This is a genomic window from Micromonospora sp. NPDC005205 (genome assembly GCF_040608275.1).
In the GTDB taxonomy this organism is placed as follows: domain Bacteria; phylum Actinomycetota; class Actinomycetes; order Mycobacteriales; family Micromonosporaceae; genus Micromonospora.
The window spans coordinates 42372-54055 of record NZ_JBEXHV010000030.1; the positions used below are offsets into that span (position 1 = coordinate 42372).

At 70.5% G+C, this 11684-nt stretch carries 9 protein-coding genes; 4 read left to right on the forward strand and 5 right to left on the reverse strand.

Features of this window, described 5'->3' with window-relative positions:
• The first annotated feature begins 101 nt into the window (after positions 1–101).
• Positions 102–1220, forward strand: a complete 1119-nt coding sequence (locus tag ABZU43_RS31825; RefSeq protein WP_355010067.1) for an LCP family protein — start codon at positions 102–104, stop codon at positions 1218–1220.
• Positions 1221–1227: 7 nt separating this feature from the next.
• Here the strand turns inward: ABZU43_RS31825 and ABZU43_RS31830 are convergent, their stop codons facing one another.
• Together ABZU43_RS31830 and ABZU43_RS31835 are read right to left on the reverse strand one after the other, a co-directional pair.
• Positions 1228–2685: a M1 family metallopeptidase gene (locus ABZU43_RS31830; RefSeq protein ID WP_355010068.1), complete on the reverse strand. Its 1458-nt coding sequence runs from the start codon at positions 2683–2685 to the stop codon at positions 1228–1230.
• A 110-nt stretch (positions 2686–2795) separates the two neighbouring features.
• The gene (locus ABZU43_RS31835) at positions 2796–4199 is read right to left on the reverse strand and encodes a M1 family metallopeptidase (RefSeq protein WP_355010069.1); all 1404 of its coding nucleotides are present in this window, start codon (positions 4197–4199) and stop codon (positions 2796–2798) included.
• Between the two features lie 220 nt (positions 4200–4419).
• Between ABZU43_RS31835 and ABZU43_RS31840 the strand changes: the two genes are divergently transcribed.
• Positions 4420–5535, forward strand: a complete 1116-nt coding sequence (locus ABZU43_RS31840) for a sugar phosphate isomerase/epimerase (RefSeq protein ID WP_355010070.1) — start codon at positions 4420–4422, stop codon at positions 5533–5535.
• Between the two features lie 67 nt (positions 5536–5602).
• Here ABZU43_RS31840 and ABZU43_RS31845 read toward each other — a convergent pair whose 3' ends face one another.
• Together ABZU43_RS31845 and guaB are read right to left on the reverse strand one after the other, a co-directional pair.
• Positions 5603–6721, reverse strand: coding sequence for a GuaB3 family IMP dehydrogenase-related protein (locus tag ABZU43_RS31845; RefSeq protein WP_355010071.1), 1119 nt, complete (start codon positions 6719–6721; stop codon positions 5603–5605).
• A gap of 30 nt (positions 6722–6751) precedes the next feature.
• Entirely contained in the window at positions 6752–8314 is a 1563-nt protein-coding gene (gene guaB, locus ABZU43_RS31850) for an IMP dehydrogenase (RefSeq protein ID WP_355010072.1), read from the reverse strand.
• A gap of 186 nt (positions 8315–8500) precedes the next feature.
• Here guaB and ABZU43_RS31855 point away from each other — a divergent pair, with 186 nt between their 5' ends.
• Positions 8501–8920 (forward strand): DUF5319 domain-containing protein, encoded by a 420-nt coding sequence (locus ABZU43_RS31855; RefSeq protein WP_355010073.1) that lies wholly within the window; start codon positions 8501–8503, stop codon positions 8918–8920.
• A gap of 264 nt (positions 8921–9184) precedes the next feature.
• Here the strand turns inward: ABZU43_RS31855 and ABZU43_RS31860 are convergent, their stop codons facing one another.
• The gene (locus ABZU43_RS31860; RefSeq protein ID WP_355010074.1) at positions 9185–10000 is read right to left on the reverse strand and encodes a response regulator transcription factor; all 816 of its coding nucleotides are present in this window, start codon (positions 9998–10000) and stop codon (positions 9185–9187) included.
• Positions 10001–10253: 253 nt separating this feature from the next.
• On the opposite strand from ABZU43_RS31860, the gene ABZU43_RS31865 reads away from it, so the two are divergent.
• Positions 10254–10637 (forward strand): WhiB family transcriptional regulator, encoded by a 384-nt coding sequence (locus ABZU43_RS31865; RefSeq protein WP_355010075.1) that lies wholly within the window; start codon positions 10254–10256, stop codon positions 10635–10637.
• Positions 10638–11684 lie beyond the last annotated feature (1047 nt).

Consider the following 11684-nt stretch of genomic DNA (forward strand, 5'->3'; position numbering starts at 1 on the left):
TTTTGCGCGATCATGCTCCGGCCGACCGCCCCGGCGTCTCCCGGCCGCAACCCGGAGCACCCGTCGGAGCGTTGTTCACCAGACGGGTGGAAGGAAAACAGATGGTTCTCGGGTCGATGGCGCCGCGCCGACGGTGGCTGCTGCTGGGGTTGGCGGCCCTCGCCGTCGTCGCGCTGATCGCGGCCGGCACCGTGGTGATCACCCGGCTGACCGGCGACAACAAGCCGGGGGGCGCTCCGGTGGCCGGCTCACCGACCCCGTCGCCGGTCGGCACGCCGACCCCGAGCCCCAGCGGTCCGCCGCCGGGCGCGGACATCACGGGCCCGCTCAACCTGCTGCTGGTCGGTGTGGACACCCGGGTCAGCGTGCCCGGATGGGAGCCGCACTCCGACGCCGTTCTGGTGCTGCACGTACCCAAGGGGTTGGATCGGGCGTACCTCTTCTCGCTCCCCCGCGACCTGCTGGTGGACATCCCGGCGTTCCCGAAGGCCGGCTACAAGGGCGGCAAGACCAAACTCACGCACGCCATGAGCTTCGGCAGCCGGGTGCCGGGCAAACCCAAACAGCCCAGCACGGCCCAGGGGTACGAGCTGCTGCGCAGCACTGTCAGCGGCTACACCGGGCTGCGCATCGACGCTGGCGCGGTGCTCACCTTCAACGGGTTCGACCGGCTGGTCAACGCCCTGGGCGGGGTGGACATCTACATCGACCAGCGGGTCGAGTCACTGCACCGCCGACCGGACGGCAAGTACCGGGAGAGCGCGCCGGGCGGCTACAAGGGGCCGCAGCAGGTCTACGAGAAGGGCGAGATGCACCTCAACGGCTGGCAGGCGCTGGACTACGCGCGGCAGCGCTACATCACCGGCGGTGACTACGCCCGGCAGCGCCACCAGCAGCAGCTGATCCGGGCGATGACCCGCAAGATCCTGGACGAGGGCCTGGCCAAGCAACCCGAGCGCGTCGACCAGGTGGTCTCCGCGCTGGGCGACACGCTCGTCTACGTGGGCGGACGCCGGATCGTCGACATCGCGTACGCCCTCAGTGGCCTGCCGGAGAACCGTTTCACGCTGGTCGGGCTACCCGGTTCCGGCGTCGGCAAGGGCAGCGCCTACCGGGGTGAACAGCTCACCACCGAGGGCCGGACGTTCCTCACCGAACTCCGCGCCGGCCGCGCCGACGCCTACCTGGCCGCCCACCCCAAGCTTGTCGTGAAGAACTGACCGCGGCTCAGAGCCGCTTGGGCTGGGCGGGCTTCTTCGTGCCGTAGAGCCAGGCGTCGAAGAGCGCGTCGAGCTGCTTGCCGGAGATCCGCTCGGCCAGGGCCACGAACTCGGCAGTGGTGGCGGTGCCGTCGCGCTTCTCCGCCGCCCAGGTCTTGATGATCTCGAAGAACGCCTTGTCGCCGACGGCCACCCGCAGGGCGTGCAGTGTCATGCCGCCGCGCTGGTACACCGACTCGCTGAACAGCTTCTCCGCGCCCGGCTTGCCCGGCGGTGTCTGCCACACCCGCGCGGACATCTCGACGTACCGCCTGTTGAACGCCTCCTTGGCGGTGTACGCGTCGGTGTGCTCGGCCCAGAGCCACTCCGCGTACGTCGCGAAGCCCTCGTTGAGCCAGATGTCCTCCCACCTGGCCAACGCGACGCTGTCGCCGAACCACTGGTGGGCCAGCTCGTGGGCGACGACCTCGGTGTTCTCGCCCCGCCGGAAGAAGCTCGCCGCGTACACCGGTCGGCTCTGCGTCTCCAGGGCGTAGGAGATCCGGCTGTCGGAGATCACCACACCGCCGTACGCGTCGAACGGGTACGGCCCGAACACACTCTCCAGGTAGTCGGCCACCGCGACGGTCTGCGCCATCGACGAGTCCGCGTTCCCCTTGGGCTCGGTGGTGGTGACCGCGTTGTAGACCGGGCGGCCCTTGTGCTCACCGGTGGTGATCCGGAACTTGCCGATCACCAGCGTGCTCAGATAGCTGGCCATCGGCGACTTCTCCGACCACTTCCAGGTGGTCCAACCGCCCGTGCTGGTCTTCCCGCCGGGAACGCCGTTGCTGATCGCGGTGAGACCGTCCGGAACGGTGACCTCGAAGTCGTAGGCCGCCTTGTCCGACGGGTGGTCGTTGACCGGGAACCAGGTGCTGGCCGACTCGGGCTGGCCCAGCGCGATGGCACCGTCGGCGGTGTGCAGGAAGCCACCGTCACCGAGCGCCTCGTTCTTCAGCGGCTTCGGCTTGCCCGCGTAGGTGACCTCGGCGACGAACCCGTTGCCGTTGATCAGCCCGGAAGCCGGCTTGATCACCAGCTCGTTCCGCTTGCGGCTGTGGGTCGCCGGTGCGCCGTCCACAGTGACCGCGCTGACGGTCAGGCCGGCCAGGTCGAGGTTGAACGACGACAGGTCGGTGGTCGCGGTGGCCCGCACCGTTGTCGTACCCGTCAACTGGTCCTTGGTCGGGTCGTAGCGCACCTTCACCGTGTACCGCCCGACGTCGTAGCCGCCGTTGCCGTAGGTCGGGAAGTAGGCGTCACCGACCCCGTCGGCGCCCGCGGCGAACGTCCGCGCCGGAGTGGGGGACGCGCTCGGTGACGGGACCGCCTCCGGGCCCGCCGAGTCGCATCCGGACAGTGTGAGCGCACCGGTCACCAGCAGGCCGGCAGCCACTCGCAGTCTGTGCCGCGTCCCGCGCATCCCACACCCTCTCCGCACGGTGGCCGGTCAGGGCCTCCGCAGTTCCACGCGAACCGGCGCCTACCCGCCGTTCGCAGGCGGCAGCATATCGACCGGGCGGCGGGGCCGGATCACGGCAGTGTGGGAGCCGACCCACCCACCAACCAGGCGTCGAAGAGCGGACGCAGTTGCCGCCCGGCGACCCGCTCGGCCAGCGCGACGAGGTCCGCCGTGGTCGCGTTGCCCGCCGCCCGCTCGGTGGTCCAGGTACGCAGGATGCGGAAGAAGAGGTCGTCACCGACGGTCCGGCGCAAGGCGTGCACGGCGAGCGCCCCGCGCTTGTAGACGGCAGTGCCGAACATCTGCTCCCGGCCCGGCTCGACCGACGGCTGCGTCCAGTCGGTCGCCGCGTACTGGATCTCGAAGTTGCGCTGGGCGGTCCGGCCGCCGTCGTGCTCCTCCCACAACCACTCGGCGTAGCTGGCGAAACCTTCGTTGAGCCAGATGTCGCTCCACCTGGTCAGCGACACGCTGTCGCCGAACCACTGGTGCGCCAGTTCGTGCGCGACGACGCTCGGGTTCGGCCGGTCGTCCGCGAAGAAGCCAGGCCCGTAGACCGGCCGGGACTGGGTCTCCAGCGCGTACCCGATCCGGTCGTCGGCGATCACGATCCCCCCGTACGAGTCGAACGGGTACGGGCCGAAGCGGCTGGCCAGGAAGTCGACGATCGCGCCGGTGCGGGCCAGCGAGGTGGCCGCGCCGCCGGTTTTCGGCAGGCTCGCGGCCACCGCCGTGACCATCGGTCGACCCGCGTGCGTGCCGGTCACCACCCGGTAGTCGCCGATCACGAGCGTGCTCAGATAGCTGGCCATCGGGGCGCGCTCCGACCAGCGCCAGGTGGTCCAACCGTCGGCGCTGCTCTTCGGCCCGGGTACGCCGTTGCTCAGCGCGGCCAGGCCGTCCGGGACGGTCACCGCCAGGTCGTAGGTGGCCTTGTCCGACGGGTGGTCGTTGACCGGGAACCAGGTGGCGGCCGAGTCGGGCTGGCCGAGCGCCACAGCGCCGTCGGCGGTGTGCAGGAAACCACCGCTGCCAAGCGCCCCGTCGTCGACGGCCGTGGGGACGCCCGCGTACTCGACAGTCACTGTGAACTGCCGGCCGCGCGGCAGTCCGTCGCGGGGGGTCACCACCAACTCGCCGTCGCCGCGCCGGTGCTCGGCCGCCGCGTCACCCACGCTGACCGCGCGGACCTCCAGGCCGACCAGATCCAGGTTGAACCGGGACAGGTCCTGGGTGGCGGTGGCGGTGATGACGGCTCGACCGGTCAGCCGGTCGGTCGACGGGTCGTAGCGCACGTCGAGACCGTAGTGCCCGACGTCGTAACCGCCGTTGCCGTGCCCCGGCACGTACGGGTCGCTGACGTCGGCGGCACCGGGCCGGAAGCCGTCGCGGTCGTCGCCGGTACAACCGGTGACTGCCAGCCCGATCGCGCAGGTCAGCGCGGCGACGCGCAATCTGCGTCCGGTCCGGACCATGCCCACCCCTCCTGCGGCCCCCGGCCTCCTGCGGCGTTGCGGCCCTCCGCGGCGATGCGGTCAGGACGAGCGTAGTCAGCATCGAGGGCCGCGCGGCCGGTATCGACGATCATCAGTGACTTTCGTCGAATCAAACAAAAGCTGCCGTCGATCGAACCTATCTTTCGACTTAGACCGACGTTAGTGTCTGTCTCCGACCACCGTCGCGAAAGGTGGAACCATGCCAGACCACACCGCCCCCGACGCCACCCCCACCGGCCGGCTCAGCCGCCGATCCCTGCTCGCCGCCTCCGCCGGCGCCGCCGCCGCGATCGGCGCGGCCGGCCTACCCGTCCTCGCCACCGGCACCCCCGCGCTCGCCAACCCCGGCAACGCGAGCAAGCTACGGGTGGAGCCGCTGATCCCGGCCAGGAACCGCGGCATCATCCTCTACAGCGTCCGCGACCGGATCACCGCCGCGCCCGACGACAGCGGGGTGCCGTACGGCTTCGAGCGCGTCCTCGCCCGACTCGCCGAGATCGGTTACAAGGAGATCGAGTTCGCCGGCTACACCCAGAGCACCGAGATCCTGGGCCGGCAGATCACCCCCGCCGAGATCCGCAAGATCCTCGACGACAACGGCCTGGTGGCCAACGGCACCCACGCCTCGATCCAGCCAGCCACCTTCCAGCAACAGCTGGACATCGCCGAGGAACTCGGCATGAAGAACATCGGCACCGGCAGCGACCCGACCAGCAGCGCGTACAAGGCAGAGTGGGACGCCGCCGCGGACATCTGGAACGAGTTGGGCCGGCAGGCCAAGGCCCGGGGCATGCGGCTCTACACGCACAACCACGACGCCGCGTACAACTTCCTGATCGACCGGGGCCCACGCGACGAGCAGGGCCGGCAGACCCGGTCCTCCGGCATCCGCCGACTGGAGTACTTCTTCGAGATCACCGACCCGAGGTACGTCTTCTTCGAGCTGGACATCTACTGGGCCTACGTGGCCCGTTACAAGCACCAGAAGTACGTCAACCCGGCCGGCCAGGAGGTGACCGACCTGTTCGACCCGATCCTCACCGTGGCCGACCGGACCACCCGGTTCCCGCTCTTCCACGCCAAGGACGGCGACCGGGACACCAGCGTTCCCAACGGGTACCAGATGACCCCGCTGGGCGACGGCGACCTCAACTTCCAGCAGTTCTTCCAGACCATCGGCGAGCGCAACTTCCACCACGCCAACTGGGAGATGGACACCGCCCCCGGCGGCGCGGACAACAAGGGCCAGTCGCTCGACTTCGCGGCGACCAGCTACCGCAACATGTCCGACCTGACCATCTACGTGGAGAAGTGACAGCCGACTGAACACGACGAAGGCCGGCCCGTGCGCGGGCCGGCCTTCGTTCGTGGTCTTGGACGGGTCAGCGGTCGAGGACCATGCCGACCTTCTGGAACTCCTTCAGGTCGCGGTAACCGCACTTGGCCATCGCCCGACGCAGCCCACCGAACAGGTTGAGCTGGCCGTCGGCCTCGTCCGCCGGCCCGAAGAGCAACTGCTCCATCGACCCGAGCGGCTCACCGGAAACCTCGAAGGCACCCCGGGGCAGCGACGGGTGACTCGCCGCCGAGTGCCACCAGGCGCCACCGGCCGGGGCCTCGTCGCAGAGCGACAGCGGCTCACCGAGCATCACCGCGTCCGCGCCGCAGCCGAGCGCCTTGGCGATGTCGCCCGACGTCTGGATGTCACCGTCGGCGATCAGGTGCACGTACCGGCCACCGGTCTCGTCCAGGTAGTCACGGCGGGCCGCCGCTGCGTCGGCGATCGCGGTGGCCATCGGCACCCGGATGCCCAGCACCGACTCGGTGGTCGACCACTCGTCGCCACCGATGCCCACGATCACGCCGGCCGCGCCGGTACGCATCAGGTGCAGCGCCGTCTTGTAGTCCGTGCAGCCACCGACGATCACCGGCAGATCGAGGTCGGCGATGAACTCCTTGAGGTTCAGCGGCTCATCGGTGGTCGACACGTGCTCGGCCGAGACGATGGTGCCCTGGATGACCAGGATGTCCACCCCGGCGTCCAGGATCACCGGCGCCAGCGCGAGGGTGTGCTGCGGGGAGACCCGCACCGCCACGGTGCCGCCACCGGCGCGCAGCTCACGGACCCGCTCGGCGATCAGGTCCGGGCGGATCGGCTCGGCGTACACCTCCTGGAGCCGCTTGGTGGCGCGGGCCTCCTCGTCGAGGCCGGCCAGCTCGTCCAGCACCTTGGTCGGGTTCTCGTAGCGGGTCCAGAGCCCCTCGACGTTGAGCACGCCGAGGCCGCCGAGCTGACCGAGCCGCACCGCGGAGGCCGGGCTCATGGTGGCGTCGGAGGGGTGGCCGACGCACGGAATGCCGAACGGGTACGCGTCGAGCTGCCACGACGTCGAGACGTCGTCGACGTCCCGGGTACGGCGGCTCGGCACGATGGCGATGTCGTCCAGGTGGTAGCCGCGCTGCGCGGTCTTGCCCAGCCCGATCTCGACCACGTCACGCATGGGGGACTCCAGGTGGTTGGGGGTGTTGGATCAGCGGGTGTGGTAGTTGGGCGCCTCGACGGTCATCTGGATGTCGTGCGGGTGGCTCTCCTTCAGACCAGCCGCGGTGATCCGGATGAGCTGGCCCCGGCGGTGCAGATCGGGGATGTTCTCCGCACCGGCGTACCCCATCGCCAGCCGCAGCCCGCCGACCAGCTGGTGGGCGACCCGGGACAGCGGCCCCCGGTAGGGCACCTGGCCCTCCACGCCCTCGGGAACCAGCTTGTCGTCGCTGAGCACGTCCTGCTGGAAGTAACGGTCCTTGCTGTACGACTTGGCCTGACCCCGGGACTGCATCGCGCCGAGCGACCCCATCCCGCGGTACGTCTTGAACTGCTTGCCGTTGACGAAGATCAGCTCGCCGGGGCTCTCCTCGCAACCGGCCAGCAGGCTGCCGAGCATCACCGTGTCCGCGCCGGCCACCAGGGCCTTGGCGATGTCGCCGGAATACTGGATGCCGCCGTCGCCGATCACCGGCACACCGGCCGGGCGGGCGGCCCGGGCCGCCTCCATGATCGCGGTCACCTGCGGCACGCCGACCCCGGCGACGATGCGGGTGGTGCAGATCGCGCCCGGCCCCACGCCCACCTTGACGCCGTCGGCGCCAGCGTCGACAAGCGCCTTCGCACCCGCGTACGTGGCCACGTTGCCGCCCATGATGTCGACCGTCACGTCGGCCTTGAGCCGGCGGACCATGTCCAGCACGGCCCGCTGGTGACCGTGCGCGGTGTCCACGATCAGCACGTCGACGCCCGCGTCGACAAGGGCACGGGCCCGCTTGTACGCGTCCTCGCCCACACCGATGGCGGCGGCGACCCGCAGCCGGCCGGCGTCGTCCTTGCTGGCGTCCGGGTACTGCTCGCTCTTGGTGAAGTCCTTGACGGTGATCAGGCCACGCAGCCGGCCCGAGTCGTCGACGATCGGCAGCTTCTCGACCTTGTGCTGACGCAGCAGCGCCAGCGCCTCGTCCTTGCTCACCCCGACCCGCGCGGTGACCAGCGGGGTGTGGGTCATGATCTCCCGAACCGGAGTGTTCGGCTCGGAGACGAAACGCATGTCCCGGTTGGTGACGATGCCGACCAGCTGGCCGTCGCCGTCCACCACCGGAACACCGGAGATGCGGTAACGCCCGCACAGCTCGTCAACCTCGCGCAGCGTGTCGTCCGGGCTCGCGGTCACCGGGTTGGTGATCATGCCGGACTCCGAGCGCTTCACCAGGTCGACCTGGTGTGCCTGGTCCTCCGGCGAGAGGTTGCGGTGCAACACGCCGATGCCGCCCTGGCGGGCCATGGCGATCGCCATCCGGGCCTCGGTCACCGTGTCCATCGCGCTGGACAGCAGCGGAATGGACAACTCGATGTTGCGGGTGAGCTTCGTCCGGGTATTCACACGGCTGGGCACCACGTCCGACTCGCCCGGCTGAAGCAGCACGTCATCGAAGGTGAGGCCGAGCGGAACCACCCGGGCGGAGCCGGCCGGCAGCTCGGGCAGGTGGCCGCCCAGGTCGGCGTGCTCGCCGCCGGCCGGAAGATCGGTGCTGGGCGAATTTTCCACGATTGCTCTCCTGAGCTGCTCGGATGGGCTTCAGCGAGGTGGCGCGGGCGGGCACCGGAGCGCGCCACGAAGCCGGCACGTCGCCTCATCGTACCCAGTGAGCTGGGCGACCCGTCCGTGGCAGGCCGGGCCGGCGCGGAGACCGGGGGGCGGACGTTCGCGCCGCGTTGGGTCTACGGTGAGGGGGTGCACGACGAGCCCATCGACCCGTTCAACGGCGACCCGGCCGATCCGACTGCGGGTCTGGATGACCCGGGCGATGACGCGACGCCGGATCCGCTGACCGACGTCGAGCGGCAGGATGTGCTGGAAGACCTCGCTGACCTGGAGATCTACCAGGCCCTGCTGGCCCCGATCGGGGTTCGCGGGCTCGTGATCGAATGCGAGGACTGTCGCGAACCGCACTACTTCGACTGGGACCTGCTCCGCGGCAACCTGCGGCACCTGCTCAACTCGGGTCGGCCCCGGGTGCACGAACCCGCCTACGACCCCGACCCGGACCACTACGTGACCTGGGACTACGCCCGGGGGTACGCGGACGGGGTGCACGACACCCTGTCCGAGGGCACCGAGGACGAGCCGGACACCCCGACCGCCACCAAGTAACGCCGCCGGGCGGCTGCGCGGCGTACCCCTGCTGTCGTGTGGCCCGCCGTCCGCTGACCCGTCGGATGCTCCGCTACCGCGTGGCGCGCCCTGCTACCGCGCGGCGTGCCCTGCTACCGCGCGGCGTGCCCCGACTGCGCGGCGTGCCCCGACTGCGCGGCGTGCTCGCTTCCGCGCGGCGTGCTCGCTTCCGCGCGGCGTGCTCGCTTCCGCGCGGCGTGCTCGCTTCCGCGCGGCGTGCCGTGCGGCGGCGTTGCTCGGGTGTCAGGCCACCAGCCCGGCGCGGAAGCCCGCCGCCACCGCGTGGGCCCGGTCCCGGGCGCCAAGCTTGCGGAACAGCCGGCGGGCGTGTGTCTTGACGGTGTCCTCCGAGACGAACAGTTCCCGGCCGATCTCCGCGTTGCTCTTGCCCTCGGCCATGCCCAGCAGCACCTGAAGCTCACGCTCGGTGAGGCCGATCGACGCCCGACTGGGTCGGGCGTTCGGGGCGGGACGGCCCGGGTCGGTCTGCGCCGGCGACTCGCCGGTCCCCGCCTCCGCCTCGTCGTCGCCCCGCTGCACCGGCACCGACGCCACCCCGGCTGGCCCGTCGGCTGCTGTGGCCGTCCAGCCGGGCTCGCCGGAACCGCGCGGCGACGGCCCGGAACGGCCGGAACCACCCACCGCCGCCGCGTCACGGGCCGGATCGGTGATCCGCTGCCGGGAGGCTCGGCCAGGCGCGGTGAGCAGCAGGAGCGCCTTCGCCACCGCGCTGGTCAGATCATGATCGACATTCTGGATGAGCCCCCGGGCGCCGGCGCTGATGGTGGCCGCCGCGGCCTCGGACTCCTCGGTGCCGAGCAGCAGCACCGCAGCCTGCGGCGCACGCGCCAACACCCGGCGGACGAAGCCGGCGCTGTCCGGCCGGGTGAGGGCCGTGTCGGCCAGCACCACGTCGGCCGGTCGCTCGGCCAGCCGCAGCATCACCTCGGGATCAGAGACGGCGGTACGAACGATCGCGGACAACCCCAGCCGCGCGGCAGCAGAAGTAAGGTGCTGGGCCGCGAGTGGTGTCCGAACGCACACAAGAACGGTACGCACTGTGGTCTCCTCTCCGCCAACGAGCAGACCATGACGCGGTCGGCTGGGGAGGGGGTTCCGGGCAATCCTTCGAACTTTTCCGACAGATGGGGCAAAAGCCGCAATTTCTCGGACGTTTTCGATCACACACGTGTGAGTTGACGACAGCCCGGGTACCGGGAGATCCAGGCCGGGAACGGTGCGCCTGCGCGGCCCGCCGCCCGGATGCCGGCCATAAGGATTCTCGCGGAGCCGCGCGGGAGGAGGGGTGCTGATGTCGAACGTACGTAGACTGCCCGGACCCATCGTCGATCTCTGGGACTGGCAGCGACTCGGTGCCTGCCGAGGGCGCGACAGCGCCCAGTTCTTCCACCCCGACGGTGAGCGTGGTTCTTCCCGGCTGCGTCGCGAGTCCACTGCCAAGTCGGTCTGCCGCGCGTGCCCGGTACGCGCCGAGTGCGCCGCTCACGCCCTGTCGGTACGAGAGCCTTACGGCGTGTGGGGCGGCTTCAGCGAGTCGGAGCGCCTGCGACTGCTCGCCGTCGGCTGGGAGGACCTGGCAGACCGCCGGCACGCCCGGGTCGACGTCGCACGACTGGAGGCCCGCCTGGGTCGCCCGCACAAGTCGACCGTCCCGGCCCAACGCAACGTCGCCTGACCCGAGGCGTCCCCAACTCCGCGAAACCGCGCCCTCCGCCCGGGGGGCGCGGTTTCGTGCCGTCCATGCGGGGGCGCGGTTTCGTGCCGTCCATGCGGGGGCGCGGTTTCGTGCCGTCTATGCGGGGGCGCGGTTTCGTGCCGTCTATGCGGGGGCGCGGTTTCGTGCCGTCCATGCGGGGGCGCGGTTTCGTGCCGTCCATGCGGTTCCGAGCGACCAGGGCCCGCCGCCGCCGGCAGGGCCGTGATCAACACGGGTTCCTTGATGTCGGGGCATCCCGCCGGCCCGGACACCCCGATTTCAATGACCCCGAGTGGATCAAGCTGAGTGTCGGGTCGCGAGGCGTAAACAGAGACGACCCTTTGGGAGATTTGTCCCGTCTGGGGCATTCAGGCGGTGCGCCGGGATTAGGCTGCTGCGAGGTACGCGGCTTTTGTCCGGTGACCGGGCGCACCCGTGGGCCGGAATCATGGCCGGGCCGGGGTCGTTACATACCCTGACGATCGCAGCACCACCGACCCGCCGCCCGACCCCTTGAAGGGCTTGGTCGCGCAGGTCGGAAAGCCAACCTCCACCCGGTCGTTACAGTCCCCACGACCAACCGCAGGCACCGCCTCGATGAGGGTGCCGATGGACGGGCCAACCCCGGAATCACCCCGGCCCCCCGGTCGTTACAACCCCCACGAACGACCGACCGGCACCGCCTCGATGAGGGTGCCGATGGACGGGCCACCCCGGAATGACCCCGGCCCCCCGGTCGTTACACAGGGTCCCGGCGCCACGAGCCCCCGCTCGCCAGGCCGCCGACTCCGACGCCCGATCAGGCGTCACCCCCAAGCTTTTCCCCTTTGTGAAGTGCAGCGCCGGACGAGGTGCTCACACCCTGCCGCCGCCCCCTTTTGGCGGTCGGGGTGTCCTACCCCCGAAGGAGCTACCCCTATGAACACGATCTTGCGTAAGAGCATGCTGTCTGTTGCTGGTCTCGCGTTCGCCGGTGGTGTCTTCGCCGGCCCGATCGCCGCCCACGCCGCCAGCCCGGCCGTGGAC